Source organism: Rhizobium anhuiense bv. trifolii (assembly GCF_024346605.1).
Classification (GTDB): domain Bacteria; phylum Pseudomonadota; class Alphaproteobacteria; order Rhizobiales; family Rhizobiaceae; genus Rhizobium; species Rhizobium anhuiense.
In genome coordinates, this window is the sequence record NZ_CP098803.1 from 3,931,625 (window position 1) to 3,951,089 (window position 19,465).

Genomic DNA, 19,465 nt, shown 5'->3' on the forward strand with positions numbered 1-19,465 from the left:
CACGGAACTTTTGACCGTGCGATACGTTGTCGGCAGTGATCTGGGTCAATGCCGGGCGATTTGATTCATGCAACGGACGGTGGTGACCCACGTGCGAAACAGGCGGGCTTGCGCGCGCCCCAGCCAATGGAGACAGCCATGAGCTATTCTATCTTCCAGTCCGGCCGCAGCCGCCGCAACGGCACCTTCCACAATTTGGAATCCGGCATCGAGGAGCAGATCGAAGCGTTGCGCGACGAACTCGCGGAACTGACCCGCCTCGTTGGCAAGAGCTCACGCCACCAGGGCGACAAAATCCGCGGCCAGGCCAGCGCCGGCTACGAGGAACTGCTCGGCCGCAGCGAGGATCTGCTGCGCGAATTGCAGCACGGCTATGAGCGCGGCGCAACCGAAATGCGCGAGACCGTGCGCAAGCATCCATTGGCAACGATCGGCGCCGCAGCCGCTTTCGGCCTTGCCATCGCCTTCCTCGCCCGGCGCTGAGGAAGCGCGATGCTGTTGTCGATCCTCAGCCTGCTGACGGGCGCAAGCGTGCACCGCACCGTTGCGCGCGCCAAGCGCAATGGCATCTTCATTGCGCTTGCCGTGCTCTTCCTCCTCACCGCCTACGCGCTGGCCGTCGCTGCTGGCGCCATCTGGCTCGCCGGCATCTACGGCCCGGTCGGTGCGGCCCTCTTCCTGGCCGCCTGCGCGCTGCTGATCGCCATCATCGCGCTGGTGGTGATGGCGATCATCAACGCCCGGGAAGCGCGCCGCGCCCGTGAACGCCGCGCGGCACTGGAATCGCTGGCAACGGTCGGGCTCGGCCTCGTCCGCGCCCAGCCGCTCCTGACCGCCGGCGTCCTGGCGGCAATTGTCGCAGCCAATCTGGTGGGCTCGAAGCGCGAGGATTGATTGAGGTGGCAACCCACCTGCTCCTATCCCGCAACTGTCACGAGAATGGAGAGGGGAAAGTATTTCCTCTTCACATTACCAGCGGAAGATTAGGCATGACTCCCCACCTCGCTCTCCCTCATTCCTGTGCTTGTCACAGGAATCCAGCTGCGGCGCGTTCCGCGCGGTGAATGAACCGACACGGCGGGTGGGAAAAACCTTTCGCGCCCAAGGACTTGGGCGCACTGGATTCCTGTGACGAGCACAGGAATGAGGACGAACAGTAGTGCGCGTTAGACAACTATCCACCACTTTTGGATACACGCCCTTCTAACACTCCCACGAACGCAAAAAAGCCGGCGCCCCGAAAGGGCAGCCGGCCTTCCTCCCAAGTATAACTCTTGTCAGAACGCAAACGCCTTCGACGTCAACGGCGCAGAGGTGGCGTCGGGGCCGAAATCCGCCTCACCTGATATCTGCAGCAATTCCTGCAGTCGCTGGCGGGCCCGGTTGACGCGGCTCTTGATGGTGCCGACGGCGCAGCCGCAGATTTCGGCGGCCTCCTCATAGGAGAAACCCGAGGCGCCGACGAGGATGATCGCTTCGCGTTGGTCCGGCGGCAGCTGGTCGAGCGCCTTTTTGAAGTCCTGCAGATCGAGCGCGCCATATTGCGAGGGATGCATCGCCATCGATTCCGTGAACAGCCCGTCGCTGTCCTGTATCTCGCGGCCGCTCTTGCGCATCTGGCTGTAGAGTTCGTTGCGCAGGATCGTGAAGAGCCAGGCCTTCATATTGGTGCCCATCTCGAAATGATCCTGTTTGGCCCAGGCTTTCATGATGGTGTCCTGGACGAGATCGTCGGCACGGTCGTGCCGTCCGATGAGCGAGATCGCGAAGGCGCGAAGACTGGGGAGTGCCGCCAGCAGTTCCCGCTTGAAGCTGGGTTGCGCTTTATCTTCCATGCGGCGATCCTATTCGGCCATTTTGGCGGAAGCCATCATTTCAGCATGGTCGAGCTTTTCGAGAAGGTCGAGAAAACGATCGGGAATCGCTTCATCCTGTGCGGCCGCATAAAGCGACCGCAGCCTGACGCCGATCTGATTGTTCGGGTCCAGGATGTCGCTTGCCCGCAGCTCCAGCTTTCGCTGATCGGCTGCCTCTTTCTTGCGTGTAGTCATCAATTCGTCTTCTCGCCGGTTGTCTGTTAGAGGGGCGTGCAGGGGATCAATCATGATTTCAACCATCGACACCGAACGTTCCAGTGTCGATGTCGCCAGTATTTGCCGTTGCATGGGTCAAAACGCTACGCCCTTTCATTGTCGGCTGGAATAATGCGGCGCGACAAAAAAAGTTCCTCCCGTTCCGGAACTTTTTTAGCAAGGCGACGTTAACCGCTCATTGAAGCCAATGCCGGCCTGTATGCAGGAGCCATTAATGACACTTTCTACTCGAATTGCGCCGCACCTTCCTTATCTGCGCCGCTATTCCCGCGCCCTCACCGGCACCCAGACTTCGGGCGACGCCTATGTCGCCGCCGTCCTCGAAGCCATCATCGCCGATCTGTCGATTTTCCCGGATACGGCGAACGACCGGGTCGCACTCTACAAACTGTTTACGCAACTGTTTGGTTCCACCGCAGTCCAGATTCCAGAGCCGACTTCGCCCTATGCCTGGGAGCAACGCGCCACACTGAACCTTTCCAAGGTTTCGCCTCGTGCCCGTCAGGCCTTTTTGCTCGCCTCTGTGGAGAATTTTCGCGTCGCCGAAATCGCCGATATCCTGGAAACCGAGGAACAGGACGTCATGCGTCTGCTCGACGTGGCCTCGCAGGAAATTTCCCGTCAGGTCGCCACCGATATCATGATCATCGAGGACGAGCCGCTGATCGCCATGGATATTGAGCAGATGGTCGAAAGCCTCGGCCATCGCGTCACCGGCATCGCCCGCACGCATGCCGAAGCCGTCGCGCTCTACAATAAGACCAAGCCGAGCATGGTGCTGGCCGACATCCAGCTTGCCGACGGCAGTTCCGGTATCGACGCAGTCAACGACATCCTGAAGACGTCGAGCGTGCCGGTGATCTTCATCACCGCTTTCCCTGAACGGCTTCTGACCGGCGAGCGCCCTGAGCCGACTTTCCTTGTCACCAAGCCCTTCAATCCGGACATGGTCAAGGCACTGATCAGCCAAGCTCTTTTCTTCAACGAATCGACCAGAGTGGCCGCCTGAGACGCAATTTTCCGGACTTCGGAACCAAATCGCCAAAGCATACGTTCCGGTGCTACCGGGACTCCGGTGGCTTTAACGGTTTTTGCAGCGCTTTGTTCTAGAGTTGACAGGCGGTGTCTGGAAGGGCGCTCCCTTCAGCGACGTTCAAGATGTCACAAGGAAAGGCGGTCGAGTGAATACGACTGAACCATTGTCCGGCGTGCCTTTCACCTTCGAAGGCAAAGCCGCAATGATGGAACGCGCGCTCGGCAGCGCCGGGATTTCAATCCTCTGCCAAGACGCCCGGCTGTCGATCTTCTACGCCGAAAATCTGCCGCCGCATTTTGCAGCGCTCTTTATGCCCGGCAACAGCGACGCTGCCCTTTTCGGCGACGCCCATGGGCGATATCTGACAGCGCTGAAACACAAGGTGCTGGAAACCGGCATCCCCAACAATGCCGAGGTCGAGATCGACGTCGACGGCGAAAGGCGCACCTATGAACTGAAGATCCAGCGCACCGGTGAACGCGGCGCGCACGGACTTCTCTCCGTCATGGCCGAAGTGACCGAAAGCCGGCACCGCGAAAAAGTGCTGAAATCGCTGCTGCGCGAACTCTCACACCGCTCGAAGAACCTTCTCGCCATCATCCAGGGGATTGCCACGCAGACCGCGCGCAACACGCTGTCTCTCGACACCTTCCTCCTCAAATTCCGCGGACGGCTGCAATCGCTTTCCAACTCGCAGGATCTGATTACCGATTCGAGCTGGCGCGGCGCCTATCTCTTCGAACTCGCCGAAAAGCAGTTCGCCCCCTATTGGCCGGAAACATCAGGCTCCATGCCGATCTATGGCATCAATGCGCATCTGACGCCGAATGCCGCCGTGCATCTCGGGCTCGCCCTCCACGAACTCATCGTCAACTCCGCCTCCTACGGCGCGATATCAGGCGGCGCTGCCTCGATCACGCTGAATTGCCGCGAAGCCGCAATCGGCGATAGGAAGGCGATCGAAGTCGCTTGGGCGGAGGTGCTTCATGATCAGTCGGAAGTCCACGAATTCAGCGACAACAGCTTCGGCCGCACCGTGCTGGAACGGGTCGTGCCTTCGTCGGTCAATGGCAAGGCGGAGCTGAAACTCGTTCCCGGCCGCATCGAGTATCGCCTGACCATTCCGGAAACCGAATTCGAGATCTTCAAACGCGTGTGAAAGCCTGGAAATAGGCGCCAAACGGAAAAACAGCCGGTGCGAGGGCGGCGCACCGGCTGTCTTCACTCACCGGGAGGGGACCGTGAGTACGTCCGGATAGTGGGTTGGGGGCGCGCATGTTGGGTCGATGCGATCACCATCCGGATACCGCAATAACGGCGACATCAAACTTTGGTTCCCTCCGATCGGAAAAAAATTCGACTTTTTTGAATCTTTTTTCCGATGCCCTTGGCGCGGGGCGCGTCCAACCATTTCACGAATGCGGACCAGATAGATTCCGCCAATAAAAACAATGGATTGCCTGGCATCCAGCAAGAGAAAACCGTCAAAATTTTACCGTTTGATAAATTTTTAAACCTGAGTTACGCTTTCCCTCACAGGCCGTTTACCAATAATGAGGGAACTTCAATGGAACGACTGGAAACTGGGATTCATGCTGGCCGGCTTTCGCCCGCCGAGTATGAGGCTAATTTTTCCGATCTGCATCCGCGCCTCGACAATCACGAGGCGCTGGTCGCCGCCGACCGCTGTTACTTCTGTTATGACGCGCCGTGCATGACGGCCTGTCCCACCTCGATCGACATTCCCCTGTTCATCCGCCAGATTTCGACGGGCAATCCGATCGGCTCAGCAAAGACGATCTTCGATCAGAACATCCTTGGCGGCATGTGCGCCCGCGTCTGTCCCACCGAAGAACTCTGCGAACAGGCCTGCGTGCGCAACACGGCCGAAGAGCGGCCCGTCGAGATCGGCCGCCTGCAGCGTTATGCGACAGATGCCGCCATGCAGGCCGGCAAGCAGTTCTATGCCAGGGCCGAACCGACCGGAAAGACGATCGCCGTCGTCGGCGCAGGCCCAGCCGGCCTTGCCGCCGCCCATCGCCTGGCCGTGAAAGGCCATTCCGTCGTCATCTATGATGCCAGGGAAAAATCCGGCGGCCTCAACGAATATGGCATCGCCACCTATAAGACGGTCGACGATTTCGCCCAGAAGGAAGTCGACTACATCCTCTCGATCGGCGGCATCGAGGTCCGGCATGGGCAGCTTCTCGGCCGCGATTTCTCGCTTGCCGATCTGCAGGCCCAATATGACGCGGTCTTCCTCGGTATCGGCCTTGCCGGCGTCAACGCGCTGCGCATCGAGGGCGAGAACCTCGCAGGCGTCGACGACGCCGTCGATTTCATCGCGGCACTGCGTCAGGCCGAAAACAAGAGCGAAATCGCCGTCGGCCGCCGTGTCGTCGTCCTCGGCGGCGGCATGACCGCGATCGACGCTGCCGTGCAGGCGAAGCTGCTTGGCGCCGAGGAGGTGACGATCTGTTATCGCCGTGGCAAGGAACACATGAACGCTTCGGAGTTCGAGCAGGATCTGGCAAGTTCCAAGGGCGTCATCATCCGCCACTGGCTGGCGCCGAAATCGATCCTGTCGCAGGACGGCAAAGTCGCCGCCATCGAAGTGGAATATACCAAGCTTCTCGAAGGCCGCCTGGTCGGGACCGGCGAAACCGGCGTCATTGCCGCCGACCAGATCTTCAAGGCGATCGGCCAGACCTTTGACGCCTCCGGTCTCGGTTCGCTGCGCATGGAAAGCGGCCGCATCGCCGTCGATGGCGAAGGCCATACCTCGCTCGACGGCGTCTGGGCCGGTGGAGACTGCGTCTTCGGCGGCGACGACCTCACGGTTTCCGCCGTCGCCCACGGTCGCGACGCGGCTGAATCCATCCACCGCACCCTCACCGCAGCCGCCGCTCCGGCTGTCGCGGTTGCCTGAAGGGGAGAATGAACAATGGCTGATCTCCGCAATAATTTCGTCGGCATCAAGTCCCCGAACCCGTTCTGGCTGGCGTCGGCGCCGCCGACCGACAAGGCCTACAATGTCGAGCGTGCCTTCAAGGCCGGCTGGGGCGGCGTGGTCTGGAAGACGCTGGGCGAGGAAGGCCCGCCTGTCGTCAACGTCAACGGCCCGCGCTACGGCGCGATCTGGGGCGCCGACCGCCGCCTGCTGGGGCTGAACAATATCGAGCTCATCACCGACCGCGACCTCTATACCAACCTGCGGGAAATGAAGCAGGTGAAGATGAACTGGCCGGACCGGGCGCTGATCGCCTCGATCATGGTACCCTGCGAGGAGCAGGCCTGGAAGGCGATCCTGCCGCTGGTCGAAGAGACCGGCGCCGACGGCATCGAGCTCAATTTCGGCTGTCCGCACGGCATGTCCGAGCGCGGCATGGGTTCCGCGGTCGGCCAGGTGCCGGAATATATCGAAATGGTCGTGCGCTGGTGCAAGCAGTACACCCGGATGCCCGTCATCACCAAGCTGACGCCCAACATCACCGATGTCCGCCGCCCCGCCCGCGCCGCCAAGGCGGGCGGCACCGATGCCGTCTCGCTGATCAACACGATCAATTCGATCGTCTCCGTCGATCTCGACAACTTCGCCCCCAACCCGACGGTCGGCGGCAAGGGCAGCCACGGCGGTTATTGCGGCCCGGCGGTCAAGCCGATCGCGCTCAACATGGTGGCCGAGATCGCCCGTGATCCCGAAACCTACGGCCTGCCGATCTCGGGCATCGGCGGCATCACCACCTGGCGGGACGCGGCCGAATTCCTCGTTCTCGGCGCCGGCAACGTCCAGGTCTGCACGGCGGCGATGACCTACGGCTTCAAGATCGTCCAGGAGATGATCACAGGCCTGTCCGACTGGATGGACGAAAAGGGCCACCGCAACCTCGACGACATTACCGGCCGCGCCGTGCCCAACGTCACCGACTGGCAGTATCTGAACCTCAACTACATCGCCAAGGCCAAGATCGACCAGGACGCCTGCATCAAGTGCGGCCGCTGCTACATCGCCTGCGAGGATACCTCGCACCAGGCAATCACCAACCTCGTCAACGGCGCTCGTCATTTCGAGGTGATGGACGAGGAATGCGTCGGCTGCAATCTTTGCGTCAGCGTCTGCCCGGTCGAGAACTGCATCACCATGGAGCAGCTTCCCGCCGGCACCCTCGACAAGCGCACCGGCCGCGTCGTCGACCCGAACTATGCCAACTGGACGACGCACCCGAACAACCCGATGGCACGCCAGGCGGCGGAATAGGGATTTGCAACGCCGCGGAGAATATCGTTCCGCGGCGTTGCAGTCTTCTCGCCAACGGTCGATCTAACCGCCGAACGACTTCCGATAGGCATTCGGGCTCGTCCCGAGCCGCCTGCGGAAATGATGCCGCATCGTCGCCAGTGTTCCAAAGCCGCTGGCGACGGCGATATCGTCGAGCGAAACGGCGAGTTCCCTCTCCAGCAGATCACGGGCATGGCGCAGCCGCTCCGTCAACAGCCATTCGCCGACGCTGAGACCCGTCGTCGCTTCGAAGCGCCGCTGAAAGGTGCGCATGCTCATACCGGCTCTTTTGGCAAGCAGGCTGATCGGCTGGTCCTCGGAAAGGCTTTCGCGCATCCATTCGATCAGCGGACCCAAGCGGATGCCCTCGCGCTCCTCGGGAACCGGCGCGCGAATGAACTGCGCCTGTCCGCCTTCGCGATGCGGTGGCACGACCAGCCGGCGGGCGACGCTGTTTGCCGCCTCCGAACCGAAATCGCCGCGCACCACATGCAGGCAGAGATCGATGCCGGCAGCACTGCCTGCCGCCGTCAGCAGGCTGCCTTCGTCCATGTAGAGAACGTCGGCATCGAGCGTGATGTCGGGATAACGCGCGGCAATCGTGGCGACATAGCGCCAATGTGTCGTCGCCCTGCGGTTGGCAAGCAGTCCCGATCCGGCAAGAACTGCAACGCCCGAGCAGAGCGACATGATGCGCGCGCCGCGCTGATGCGCTGCCGTCAGTGCTCTCGCGAGGGGTGCCGGCACCGGCGCATCGATCGCCCGCCAGCCGGGCACGACGATCAGGTCCGCCTCATCGAGCACCTCCAGGCCCTTGTCGACGGCGACCGTCAGCCCTCCGGCGGCGCGAAGCGGCCCCGGTTCGATGCCGCAGACCGAGAAGCGATACCAATCCTCCCCCATCTCCGGGCGTGGCAGGCCGAAGACCTCATAGACGATGCCGAATTCGAAAGTGCAGAGCCCGTCATAGGCAAGCGCTGCGACCAGCGGTCCTTTCGTCTGCTGCGGCGAGGAGTTTGGCATGATCTTTACGCTGTCAGTCATGATGGCCAATTTCGCAAAGCTTTAGCATCGGCGATACCAGGCTGCAATTCGAACCAAAAAGGAAATCGCAAATGCCAAGCCCCGTCGCAGACATCCCCGCCGCCGCTGCTGATATCGCCGCTGCCCATTTTGCCGCCAAGCTTGCCTTCGAGACCGATTGCTCCGACGTCCACGCAGCCTTTGCGTCTGGCAAGGTCGATTTCGTTCTTCTCGACGTACGCTCGCCGACGCTCTTTGCACAGTCCCACATTCCCGGCGCCATCAACCTGCCGCATGGCAAGATGACGGCGCACCGCATGTCGGCCTGGCCTTCCGACACGCTCTTCGTCGTCTATTGCGCCGGCCCGCATTGCAACGGCGCTGATAAGGCCGCACTTCGCCTCTCCCGCCTCGGCCTGTCCGTGAAACTGATGATCGGCGGCATGACCGGCTGGGCCGATGAAGGCTTCACCTTCGAACAAGGCGTTCCAGCCGCGGCCTGAGCGGCCTTCCTTCTCCGCCGGCAGCGCCGCGCGTCTTTTCAGATGCCCGGCGCTGTCGCCCTTTGAATGGCCGCATAACTTAATCGAACGGAAGATCGCGACCGTCAGAACTTGACGACCACCTTGCCAAAGGGCCCGCGATAGAGATGATCGAGCGCCTGCGGGAATTCGTCGAAGGCATAGCGCTTGTCGATCACGGGCTTCAGCCCGGTCTGGTCGACTGCCCGCACCAGGTCTTCCAGCGCGCGGCGATGGCCGACGGAAATGCCCTGCACGACAGGCGCCTTGAGCAGCAGCGGAGCGGCCTGGCCGGAGACTTCGAAGCCTTCGAGCACGCCGATCACGGAAATGCGGCCATTGATCGCCACCGCTTTCAGTGCCAGGTCGAGATGCGGGCCGCCGACGATCTCAAGCACGTGGTCGGCGCCATAGCCGCCGGTCAGTTGGTAGAGTTGCTCGACCCAGTCGCCCTCGCGGCGGTTGATCGCGTGATCGGCGCCGAGAGCAACGGCGCGCTCGAGTTTCTCCGCGCTGCCTGAGGTGATGAAGACCTCGGCGCCGTGCGCCTTGGCAATCTGCAGGCCGAAAAGCGCCACGCCGCCGGTGCCTTGCACCAGCACCTTGTCACCGGCCTTCAGACCGCCGCGTTCGATCAAGGCGAACCAGGCAGTCAGCCCGGCGCAGGGCAAGGTGCTCGCCTGTGCTGCATCGAGCGTATCGGGTGCGCGCGAATACCATTCCTCCGACAGAACGGTGTATTGGGAAAGGACGCCGGGATAGACGCCGCCGCGTGTCTGGTAAGGCGGCGTGCGGGCATCGCCCAACCCGCGTCCGTCGATCCAGTCGGGCGAAAAGGTCGAAATGACCCGGTCGCCCGCTTTAAAACGGGTGACCTCAGGCCCGACCGCCTCCACGACCCCCGCCATATCGGAAGCCGGCACGAAGGGAAATTGCAGCGGCAATCCCATGCCGCTCTCCATCACCAACCGGTCGCGGAAATTGAGCGAGACGGCTTCCGTCCGGACCAGGATCCTGTTTCCCGAAACCGGTTCGAGCCTCCGCTCGCCGATCGTGAGATTGTGCTCCGGTCCAACCGCATCGATCTGCCATTGCCGTGTTGTCTGCATTGTCTTGCTCCTTGTCCATTGCAGGGAGCGAAAACATATCGTTGAATATTTTACGCCAGTTGCGATATTAATTCGCCAGAATGGTTCCAAAGAGGAAACAAATGGAACAACTGAAGGGGATCTCGATTTTTGTCGAAGCCGTCGAGGCAGGCGGCTTTTCGGCTGCCGCCGAGCGGCTCCACCTCACGCGCTCGGCCGTCGGCAAGACGATCGCACGTCTGGAACAGCGTCTCGGCGTTCGGCTTTTCAACCGCACGACGCGCATGCAGAGCCTGACCGAGGAAGGCCGTTTCTTCTACGAGCGCTGCCTGCGAGCGGTCGAGGAAATCCGCCTCGGGGAAGCCATGCTGGAATCCGGCCGGCGTGATGTGCGCGGCCGGTTGCGCATCTCCATGCCCGTGCTTTTCGGCCGCCATTGCATCGCGCCGATCCTCGCAAGCCTGCTCGATGAACATCCGGATCTCGAACTCGACCTATCCTTCAGCGACCGGATCGTCGACCTGCTCGAGGACGGCTTCGACCTTGCCATCCGCAACGGACCGCTGAAGGACAATCCGGATCTGATGGCCCGGGCGATCGCCCGCCAGCGCATGACCGTCTGCGCATCGCCCGCCTATCTGGAACGATATGGCGCGCCGCAGGCGATCTCCGATATTCCGCTGCATGAAGGCATCGTTTACAGGCGGGGCGATAACGACAAAGGGTGGATATTCCCCACTGCAGCCGATCCCGGACGGCGGATGCAGCCGAAGGCACGGCTGCGGCTCGACGACCTCGCGTCGATTTCCGATGCGGCCGTCGCCGGGCGCGGCCTGGCCTGGCTGCCTTGCTGGCTGGTACGCGAGCAGGTGCTGGCAGGCCGGCTCATTCAGGTGCTGAAACACGAACCGGCCAATGTCTTCGATGCCCATGCCATCTGGCTACGCTCCCCGGTCATGCTGCCCAAGGTGAGGCTCGCGATCGACACGCTCGCCGCCAGACTGCCCGCAATGATGGGCTGAACGTTGGGTGCTGATCGCCAATGGCGGATTGCAGCCACCAGCAGGCGAGAAACCTATGTTATTCCTAGCCGTTTCTCTGGAAATAACTCGATACCGCAGTATATCGCTAGTTCGTCGCCCCTCATAGCGCACGCCATATCACTCGGAACACGGTCAGCATGTCACTTCGCAGCGCCCTCCGCGCACAAACAGCAGATTGCCACGCCGCGGTCGACACTCTCTTCGGCAGTTTCAACCTCTCACGCCCCCAGGATTACAAGGCCTTCCTGCGCGCCCATGCCCAGGTCGTACCATCGGTCGAACATGCGCTTGAGCAAGCCGGAATCGCCCGCCTGCTCCCCGACTGGCCGGAAAGAAGGCGCGCGCACCTGCTCGCTGCCGACATAAGGGCGCTCGACGATCGATTGCCCCCGCTCCTTCCGCAACCGGCATTGCATTGCGACGCGGCGGTCTGGGGGGCTGCCTACGTCCTTGAAGGCTCCAAGCTCGGCGGCGCCCTGCTCACCAAGGCCATCCCTGATCACTTGCCCGGCAGCTACCTGAGCCCCCAAGGCCCGAAGGGCGCCATGCGGCTCTTCATGGATCGTCTTGACGGGAGCAACGTGGACGATCCCGCCGCTGCCATAACCGCTGCCCGCGATGTCTTCGACCTCTTCCTCAAAGCCGGGCAACTCACGCTGGAAGCGGCCCCGATGGAAGCGGTCCCCACGGAAGCTGTCCAATGAGCGGCACGCACGAACCCGTCGATCTCACCAATTGCGACCGTGAGCCGATACACCAGCTCGGCTCGGTTCAACCCTTCGGCTTTCTCTTGGCGGTATCCTCAGACTGGATTGTCACGCGCGCCTCTACAAATCTGGTGGAGTTCCTCGGTGTTGCGCAGACCGACGCGATCGGCCGTCCCATTGTCTCCCTGATCACCCCTGAAGCACTCCACACGGTCCGCAACAAGCTGACCACGTTGCGCAGCTCCGACGTCGTCGAGCGCATTTTCGGCATTGCTCTGACGCCCGATCAAAACAGGTTCGACGTTGCCGTGCATCTGAACGAAGGTCAGGTCATCATCGAAGGCGAGCGCTGCCAGGAAGATAGGCGCGACGCCGCTTCCCTCTCGATGCGCAGCATGATGTCCCGCCTCGATCACACGGAAACAATGGAGGCTTTTTTCCGCGAAGGAGCAAGACAGGCGCGCGCCCTCACCGGCTTCGATCGGGTCATGGTCTACCGTTTCGATGAAAGCGGTTCCGGCGAAGTCGTGGCGGAAGCCGCCCGGGCCGGGATCGGCTCGTTTCTCGGGCTGCACTACCCGGCTTCCGACATTCCGGTGCAGGCACGCGCGCTTTATCTGCGCAACCTGTTCCGCATCATTGCCGATGTCGACGCCGTCCCGGTCCCGATCCTTCCGCCGCTCGACGAACACGGCCAGCCGCTCGATCTTTCCATGTCGGTCTTGCGTTCGGTCTCGCCGATCCATATCGAATATTTGAAAAACATGGGCGTTGGCGCCTCGCTCTCCATATCGATCGTCGTCGACGGCAGGCTCTGGGGCCTGTTTGCCTGCCATCATTACGGCCCGCGTCTGCCTTCGGCCCAAAGCCGCTCTACTGCCGAACTCTTCGGCCAGATGTTTGCTTCGCGCCTTGAAAGCCGCGAACGGCGGCAGGCTCTCGAATACGAGACCAAGGCGCGCCGCATCGCCGACCGGCTCCTCACCTCCGTGGCGGACAATGCAAGCCTGCTCGACGATCCCGCCTGGCTGATCGAGGCGCTTGCCGACGCCATTCCTGCCGACGGCATCGGCGTCTGGATCAACGGCCGGCTGGCACTTGCCGGCATCGGGCCGGACGAGAGAGGCTTCACAGCCCTCGTCCGCCACCTCAACCGCAATGCCGCCGGCCGCATCTATGCCGTGGACAGGCTCGCAGAAGCCTATCCGGATCTTGAGGTCGACGACGCGGTGGCGGGCATGCTCGCCATCCCCATCTCGCGTTCGCCGCGCGATTATGTCGTGCTTTTCCGTCAGGAATTGGTGCGCACCGTCCGCTGGGGCGGCGACCCGTACAAGCCGGTGGAGTACGGCCCCAACGGCCCGCGGCTGACGCCGCGCAAGAGTTTCGAAGCCTGGTCTGAACTGGTGCGCGGCCGCTCGCTGCCCTTCACCGAAGCCGAGCACCGCGTCGCCGAAACCATCCGCGTTACATTGATCGAGGTGGTGCTGCGCCTGACCGACGAGGTCAGCATGGCGCGCCAGACGGCAAACGAGCGCCAGGAACTGCTGATCGCCGAACTGAACCACCGTGTCCGCAACATATTGAGCCTCATCACCGGTATCGTCCGGCAGTCGCAGGCAACCTCCGTCAGCCTTGGCGACTACATCCGCCAGCTCGAGGGCCGCATCCAGTCGCTCGCACGAGCCCATGACCAGATCACCCGCGACCACTGGGCGCCCGCTTCGCTCCGGCAATTGCTGCTGGCAGAAACAGCCGCCTATCTCGGGAAAAACGCACAACGCATCCGGATGAGCGGCGAGGACGTACTGCTGGAACCGCAGGCATTCTCCACCGCCGCCCTTGTTTTCCATGAGCTGATGACCAACAGCGCCAAATACGGCAGTCTTTCCGGCAACGGCAGCGGCACCGTCGAACTCGGCTGGCGGCGCGACGACGAAGGCAATCTGCACATTGACTGGCACGAAAAGGACGGCCCGCCCGTCATCGAACCCAAACGCCACGGCTTCGGTTCGACCATCATCCGCCGCTCGATTCCCTATGACCTCGGCGGCAAGGCGGAGGTCCGCTACGCCAAGGACGGGCTCGAGGCGGATTTCTGCATTCCCGCGCGACATGTCGTCGGCCCGACGAGCGAATCGTCAAAGCCGGCTCCGGTCGGAGCGGCCGATCGCAAGACGATTGCCGACGCTCAGCCACTCTCCGGCCTGAATGTTCTGCTGGTGGAAAACAACCTGATCATCGCCATGGATGGCGAGGACATCCTACGCCGGCTCGGCGCCGAGGTGGCAACTGCGCCAAGTGTCACCGAGGCGATGGAAATCCTGGCTGGCCGGTCCTTCGATCTGGCGCTTCTCGATGTCAATCTCGGCGATGAGACGAGTTTCGGGATCGCCGACCGGCTGGCAGCTGACGGCGTGCCCTTCATTTTTGCCACAGGTTATGGGGAAGGCATCGCCCAGGCGAACAGCCATTCGGACGCACCTGTGCTGCAGAAGCCCTATACGATGGAAGGCATGACGGACATACTGGGCCGCGTGCCGCTTCCTAAAAGGCAATAGACCTCAGGTCTCGGAACGATCCGGTCGCAGCCCGCCGATGAAGAGCTGCTCCAGAAACCGCGCCGCATCCTCGAAGCGGCCCTCACCGGAATGCTCCTGTCCGAGCACGGCCCGCACCTGGACGTCGAAATCTGCGTAATGCTGCGTCGTCGACCAGATGGAGAAGATCAGGTGGTAGGGGTCGCATTTGACGATCTTGCCGGCTTTCGCCCAGGCGCGGATGACCTCCGCCTTCTCGTCGACCAGTTCCTTCAGCGGCCCCTTCAGCTCGTCCTCGATATGCGGCGCGCCCTGCAGCACCTCATTGGCGAAGAGCCGGCTCTCGCGCGGAAAATCGCGGGCCATCTCCAGCTTGCGTCTGATGTAACTGCGGATTTCCTCCTCGGGATTGCCCTCGGCGTCGAAGGCCCGCAGCGGCTCCAGCCAGGTGTAGAGCACCCGGTCGATCAGCGCCCGGTGCATGGCTTCCTTGGTGCGGAAGTAATAGAGCAGATTGGGTTTCGACATGCCGGCCACTTCGGCGATCTGGTCGATGGTCGAGCCGCGGAAGCCGCTTGCCGAAAACACGTCGAGCGCCGCCTCCAGAATCTGCTCTTCCTTCTCCTCCTGGATTCGCGTCCGCCTCAGGGTTTTCGCTGCTCTCGGTATGGTCACAGGCTGTTATTTCCCCTTGAAATTCAACTTCTTCGCTCAAGTTTTGCCCGGAGACACCTCCTGCCGCTTTGTTGAGCAACTGCCCGTATTTTTATCGGCGATTTTCGTGATTTTCGTCTTGAGCCCGGCGGTGGAAGTTGTAATGTTTACCAATCGGTCAAATTATCCGCCAGATGAAAAACAAAGGCAACTGGCGATTTTCCGGCGCTCGACAAAACCAATAAGAAGCGCAGGAATAGACCACGGGAACAGGCAGGCATGCCCTTTGCATGACTGCCGCAAACAGGTGAGGGCATAGGAAATGGTGGCAGCACCAGGCGAGAACATGCGCGTCAATGGCGACCGTCTCTGGGACAGTCTCATGGACATGGCGAAGATCGGCCCCGGCATCGCTGGCGGTAACAATCGCCAGACGCTGACGGATGCCGATGCGCAAGGACGCGGCCTCTTCAAGACATGGTGCGACGAGGCCGGCCTGACCATGGGCGTCGACCGCATGGGCACGATGTTCGCCACCCGCCCCGGCACCGATCCCGATGCCCTGCCCGTCTATGTCGGTTCGCATCTCGACACCCAGCCGACCGGCGGCAAATATGACGGCGTGCTCGGCGTGCTCGCGGCCCTCGAAGTCGTACGCACCATGAACGATCTCGGCATCAAGACCAAACATCCTGTTGTCGTCACCAACTGGACGAACGAGGAAGGCGCCCGTTTCGCCCCCGCCATGCTGGCGTCGGGTGTCTTTGCCGGCGTGCACAGCCTGGATTTTGCCTATAATCGCAGGGACCCGGACGGCAATTTGTTCGGCGACGAGCTGAAGCGCATCGGCTGGGTCGGCGACGAAGAGGTCGGCGTCCGCAAGATGCATGCCTATTTCGAATATCACATCGAGCAGGGGCCGATCCTCGAGGCCGAGGAAAAGCAGATCGGCGTCGTCACCCATTGCCAGGGCCTGTGGTGGCTGGAATTCACGCTGACCGGCAAGGAAGCCCATACCGGTTCGACGCCGATGAACCTGCGCGTCAATGCCGGCCTCGCCATGGCCCGCATCCTGGAAATGGTCCAGGACGTGGCAATGGGCGAACAGCCGGGCGCCGTCGGCGGCGTCGGCCAGGTGTTCTTCTCGCCGAATTCCCGAAACGTGCTGCCGGGCAAGGTCGTCTTCACCGTCGACATCCGCTCGCCCGACAAGGAGAAGCTCGACCGGATGCGGGCCAAGATCGAGTCGAAGGCGCCCGAGATCACCGATGCGCTCGGCGTCGGCTGCTCGATCGAGGCGATCGGCCACTTCGAGCCGGTCACCTTCGATCCGAAACTGGTCACCTCGGTGCGCGATGCCGCCGAGAGGCTCGGCTACAGCCACATGAACATCATCTCCGGCGCCGGCCACGACGCCTGCTGGGCCGCCAAGGTCGCGCCTGCAACGATGGTCATGTGCCCCTGTGTCGCCGGCCTCTCGCACAACGAGGCGGAAGAGATCTCCAAGGAATGGGCGACGGCGGGCGCCGATGTGCTCTTCCACGCGGTGGTCGAGACGGCGGAGATTGTGGTGTGAGGTAATCGCCGCGAAGCTCGCCTTTCAAATCATTAAGGAATGGGGAACGATCATGACCACAGTCATCAAAAACGGCACCATCGTCACCGCCGACCTGACCTACAAGGCTGACGTGAAAATCGACGGCGGCAAGATCGTCGAGATCGGGCCGAACCTCTCGGGCGACGAGACGCTGGATGCCTCCGGCTGTTATGTCATGCCGGGCGGCATCGATCCGCATACCCATCTCGAAATGCCGTTCATGGGCACCTATTCCTCCGACGATTTCGAGAGCGGCACGCGCGCGGCCCTTTCCGGCGGCACGACGATGGTGGTCGATTTTGCGCTCCCCGCCCCCGGCCAGTCCCTGCTCGAAGCGCTGACCATGTGGGACAACAAATCGACCCGGGCCAATTGCGATTATTCCTTCCACATGGCGGTTACCTGGTGGAGCGAGCAGGTCTTCAAGGAGATGGAGACCATCGTCCGCGACAAGGGCATCAACACCTTCAAGCACTTCATGGCCTATAAGGGCGCGCTGATGGTGGACGACGACGAGATGTTCGCGTCTTTCCAGCGCTGCGCCGAACTCGGCGCCCTGCCGCTGGTGCATGCCGAAAACGGCGACGTCGTCGCCTCGATGTCGGCAAAGCTGCTGGCCGAAGGCAATAACGGCCCCGAGGCGCATGCCTATTCGCGGCCCGCAGAAGTCGAGGGCGAAGCCACCAACCGCGCCATTATGATCGCCGATATGGCCGGCTGCCCGGTCTATATCGTCCACACCTCCTGCGAACAGGCGCACGAGGCGATCCGCCGCGCCCGCGCCAAAGGCATGCGTGTCTATGGCGAACCGCTGATCCAGCACCTGACGCTCGACGAGAGCGAATATTCCAACCCCGACTGGGATCACGCCGCCCGCCGAGTGATGTCGCCGCCCTTCCGCAGCAAACAGCATCAGGACTCGCTTTGGGCGGGCCTTGCCTCCGGCTCGTTGCAGGTGGTCGCCACCGACCATTGCGCCTTCACCACGGCGCAGAAGCGCTTCGGCGTCGGCGATTTCACCAAGATCCCGAACGGCACCGGTGGCCTCGAAGACCGCATGCCGATGCTCTGGACGCATGGCGTCAACACAGGCCGGCTGACGATGAACGAATTCGTCGCCGTCACCTCGACCAACATCGCCAAGATCCTCAACATCTATCCGAAGAAGGGCGCGATCCTGGTCGGCGCCGATGCCGATATCGTCGTCTGGGATCCGAAACGTTCCAAGACCATCTCGTCCAAGGCCCAGCAGTCGGCGATCGACTACAACGTCTTCGAGGGCAAGGAAGTGACCGGCCTGCCGCGCTACACGCTGACGCGCGGCATCGTCGCGATCGAGGAAAGCACCGTCAAGACCCGCGAGGGCCACGGCGAATTCGTCCGGCGCGAGCCGGTGACGGCCGTCAGCAAGGCGCTGTCCACCTGGAAGGAGATCACCTCTCCGCGCAAGGTGGAGCGCAGCGGCATTCCGGCAACCGGCGTATGATGATGGTGCGTAACGATACGGCCATCAACCGGGGACCGACGCCTCCATGCCAATGACCTCACGCCGGCACCAAAGCGTCCAACTCCGGCAGCAGCACGACGCTCTCCTGCTCGTTCGGATCGGTGCGCGCGATGACCGCCGTGCACGGCGTGCTGCTGAGGTTTGCCGGCAGATGCGGCACGCCGGCCGGGATATAGAAAAGTTCGCCGGCATGGACGACGACGTGATGCTCCAGCCGGTCCCCGTACCAGGTATGCGCCTCGCCGGAGAGCATGTAGATCGCCGTCTCGTGCGCCTCATGCAGATGCGCCTTGGCGCGCACGCCGGGTGGGATCGTCAGGAGGTGCATGCAGATGCCCTTGGCGCCGACCGTCTCGGCCGCGACCCCTTCGAAATAGCTGAGACCCTGCTTGCCGTCATAGGCATGATTGGGGCGAACGATGTGGCAGGTGGGCTTTGATGTCACGTCCATCCTCATCCTCCATGGAATGTATCGTCGATAAAACCGGCGATAATGATAACACGCAAACCGCGTTCCCGCGGGGAAAACAAGACTGGTCGCATTGATGCAAGCACCCTCCGTCGTATCCGCCAAGGATCTCTGTCTCACCTACCAGGCGAATGACGGCCCGGTGCGTGCCCTGAGCAATGTCAATCTCGATGTTCGCAAGGGCGATTTCGTCTCTTTCATCGGCCCGTCGGGCTGCGGCAAGACGACCTTCCTGCGTGTCATCGCCGATCTGGAGAAGAGCACCTCGGGCGAGATCTCGATCAATGGCATGACGCCGGAAGAGGCGCGCAAGGCCCGTGCCTACGGCTATGTCTTCCAGGCGCCGGCGCTCTATCCCTGGCGCACCATCGAAAACAACATCGCCCTGCCGCTGGAAATCATGGGATATTCTGGCGCCGACCGGACGAGGCGCATCGCCGAAGCGCTCGATCTCGTCAGTCTTTCCGGCTTCGAGAAGAAATTCCCCTGGCAGCTTTCCGGCGGCATGCAGCAGCGCGCCTCGATCGCCCGCGCGCTCGCCTTCGACGCCGACCTGCTGCTGATGGACGAGCCCTTCGGCGCGCTGGACGAGATCGTCCGCGACCATCTGAACGAAGAGCTGCTGAAGCTCTGGACCCGCACCAACAAGACGATCTGCTTCGTCACCCATTCCATCCCCGAGGCGGTCTACCTCTCGACCAAGATCGTGGTGATGTCGCCGCGTCCGGGCCGCGTGACCGACGTGATCGACTCGACCCTGCCTGCCGAACGCCCGCTCGACATCCGCGACACCCCCGAATTCCTGGAAATCGCCCATCGCGTCCGCGAGGGGCTGAGAACGGGGCATAGCCATGAGGTTTAGCCGGTTGAGTTCGAGGGATGGTTGGGCGTCCGGGGCCAGCAAATGG

Annotated in this window: 19 protein-coding genes; 13 read left to right on the forward strand and 6 right to left on the reverse strand. The window is 62.2% G+C overall.

Annotation, left to right across the window (positions count from 1 at the left end; genetic code table 11):
- Positions 1-138: 138 nt before the first annotated feature.
- Both NE851_RS28120 and NE851_RS28125 read left to right on the forward strand, forming a co-directional pair.
- The gene (locus NE851_RS28120; RefSeq protein ID WP_132573191.1) at positions 139-483 is read left to right on the forward strand and encodes a DUF883 family protein; all 345 of its coding nucleotides are present in this window, start codon (positions 139-141) and stop codon (positions 481-483) included.
- 9 nt (positions 484-492) lie between these two features.
- Positions 493-894: a hypothetical protein gene (locus NE851_RS28125; protein ID WP_254959307.1), complete on the forward strand. Its 402-nt coding sequence runs from the start codon at positions 493-495 to the stop codon at positions 892-894.
- 383 nt (positions 895-1,277) lie between these two features.
- Here NE851_RS28125 and NE851_RS28130 read toward each other — a convergent pair whose 3' ends face one another.
- Together NE851_RS28130 and NE851_RS28135 are read right to left on the reverse strand one after the other, a co-directional pair.
- Complete coding sequence (locus tag NE851_RS28130) at positions 1,278-1,835, reverse strand: RNA polymerase sigma factor (protein WP_003565924.1); 558 nt, start codon at positions 1,833-1,835, stop codon at positions 1,278-1,280.
- Positions 1,836-1,844: 9 nt separating this feature from the next.
- Positions 1,845-2,051 (reverse strand): NepR family anti-sigma factor, encoded by a 207-nt coding sequence (locus NE851_RS28135; protein WP_024319398.1) that lies wholly within the window; start codon positions 2,049-2,051, stop codon positions 1,845-1,847.
- A 256-nt stretch (positions 2,052-2,307) separates the two neighbouring features.
- Here NE851_RS28135 and NE851_RS28140 point away from each other — a divergent pair, with 256 nt between their 5' ends.
- From NE851_RS28140 to preA, 4 genes are all read left to right on the forward strand, one after another.
- Positions 2,308-3,102, forward strand: coding sequence for a response regulator (locus NE851_RS28140; RefSeq protein WP_254959310.1), 795 nt, complete (start codon positions 2,308-2,310; stop codon positions 3,100-3,102).
- Positions 3,103-3,292: 190 nt separating this feature from the next.
- Complete coding sequence (locus NE851_RS28145) at positions 3,293-4,288, forward strand: sensor histidine kinase (protein ID WP_047618776.1); 996 nt, start codon at positions 3,293-3,295, stop codon at positions 4,286-4,288.
- A gap of 408 nt (positions 4,289-4,696) precedes the next feature.
- Positions 4,697-6,058 (forward strand): NAD(P)-dependent oxidoreductase, encoded by a 1,362-nt coding sequence (locus NE851_RS28150; RefSeq protein ID WP_254959311.1) that lies wholly within the window; start codon positions 4,697-4,699, stop codon positions 6,056-6,058.
- A 15-nt stretch (positions 6,059-6,073) separates the two neighbouring features.
- On the forward strand, positions 6,074-7,387 hold the full coding sequence (gene preA, locus NE851_RS28155) for an NAD-dependent dihydropyrimidine dehydrogenase subunit PreA (protein ID WP_254959312.1): 1,314 nt from the start codon (positions 6,074-6,076) through the stop codon (positions 7,385-7,387).
- A gap of 63 nt (positions 7,388-7,450) precedes the next feature.
- Here the strand turns inward: preA and ftrA are convergent, their stop codons facing one another.
- The gene (ftrA, locus tag NE851_RS28160) at positions 7,451-8,452 is read right to left on the reverse strand and encodes a transcriptional regulator FtrA (RefSeq protein ID WP_063474402.1); all 1,002 of its coding nucleotides are present in this window, start codon (positions 8,450-8,452) and stop codon (positions 7,451-7,453) included.
- Positions 8,453-8,523: 71 nt separating this feature from the next.
- Between ftrA and NE851_RS28165 the strand changes: the two genes are divergently transcribed.
- The gene (locus tag NE851_RS28165) at positions 8,524-8,934 is read left to right on the forward strand and encodes a rhodanese-like domain-containing protein (RefSeq protein WP_254959313.1); all 411 of its coding nucleotides are present in this window, start codon (positions 8,524-8,526) and stop codon (positions 8,932-8,934) included.
- A gap of 104 nt (positions 8,935-9,038) precedes the next feature.
- On the opposite strand, the gene NE851_RS28170 is transcribed toward NE851_RS28165, so the two are convergent.
- Entirely contained in the window at positions 9,039-10,061 is a 1,023-nt protein-coding gene (locus tag NE851_RS28170) for a zinc-dependent alcohol dehydrogenase family protein (RefSeq protein ID WP_254959314.1), read from the reverse strand.
- A 101-nt stretch (positions 10,062-10,162) separates the two neighbouring features.
- Here NE851_RS28170 and NE851_RS28175 point away from each other — a divergent pair, with 101 nt between their 5' ends.
- From NE851_RS28175 to NE851_RS28185, 3 genes are all read left to right on the forward strand, one after another.
- Complete coding sequence (locus NE851_RS28175; RefSeq protein WP_168333386.1) at positions 10,163-11,062, forward strand: LysR family transcriptional regulator; 900 nt, start codon at positions 10,163-10,165, stop codon at positions 11,060-11,062.
- 158 nt (positions 11,063-11,220) lie between these two features.
- Complete coding sequence (locus NE851_RS28180; protein ID WP_254959315.1) at positions 11,221-11,787, forward strand: biliverdin-producing heme oxygenase; 567 nt, start codon at positions 11,221-11,223, stop codon at positions 11,785-11,787.
- Positions 11,784-14,351 carry an HWE histidine kinase domain-containing protein gene (locus NE851_RS28185; protein ID WP_254959316.1) on the forward strand — a complete coding sequence of 856 codons (2,568 nt, stop codon included), beginning with the start codon at positions 11,784-11,786 and terminating at the stop codon, positions 14,349-14,351. Before NE851_RS28180 ends, NE851_RS28185 begins: the two co-directional genes overlap by 4 nt.
- Positions 14,352-14,354: 3 nt before the next feature.
- Here the strand turns inward: NE851_RS28185 and NE851_RS28190 are convergent, their stop codons facing one another.
- Positions 14,355-15,005: a TetR family transcriptional regulator C-terminal domain-containing protein gene (locus NE851_RS28190; protein WP_025570386.1), complete on the reverse strand. Its 651-nt coding sequence runs from the start codon at positions 15,003-15,005 to the stop codon at positions 14,355-14,357.
- Between the two features lie 301 nt (positions 15,006-15,306).
- On the opposite strand from NE851_RS28190, the gene NE851_RS28195 reads away from it, so the two are divergent.
- Positions 15,307-16,560, forward strand: a complete 1,254-nt coding sequence (locus tag NE851_RS28195) for a Zn-dependent hydrolase (protein ID WP_254959318.1) — start codon at positions 15,307-15,309, stop codon at positions 16,558-16,560.
- A gap of 52 nt (positions 16,561-16,612) precedes the next feature.
- Positions 16,613-18,067: a dihydropyrimidinase gene (gene hydA / locus NE851_RS28200; RefSeq protein WP_183904758.1), complete on the forward strand. Its 1,455-nt coding sequence runs from the start codon at positions 16,613-16,615 to the stop codon at positions 18,065-18,067.
- A gap of 58 nt (positions 18,068-18,125) precedes the next feature.
- Here the strand turns inward: hydA and NE851_RS28205 are convergent, their stop codons facing one another.
- Positions 18,126-18,539, reverse strand: coding sequence for a cupin domain-containing protein (locus NE851_RS28205; protein ID WP_025570392.1), 414 nt, complete (start codon positions 18,537-18,539; stop codon positions 18,126-18,128).
- Positions 18,540-18,633: 94 nt separating this feature from the next.
- On the opposite strand from NE851_RS28205, the gene NE851_RS28210 reads away from it, so the two are divergent.
- The gene (locus NE851_RS28210) at positions 18,634-19,419 is read left to right on the forward strand and encodes an ABC transporter ATP-binding protein (RefSeq protein ID WP_063474392.1); all 786 of its coding nucleotides are present in this window, start codon (positions 18,634-18,636) and stop codon (positions 19,417-19,419) included.
- Positions 19,420-19,465 lie beyond the last annotated feature (46 nt).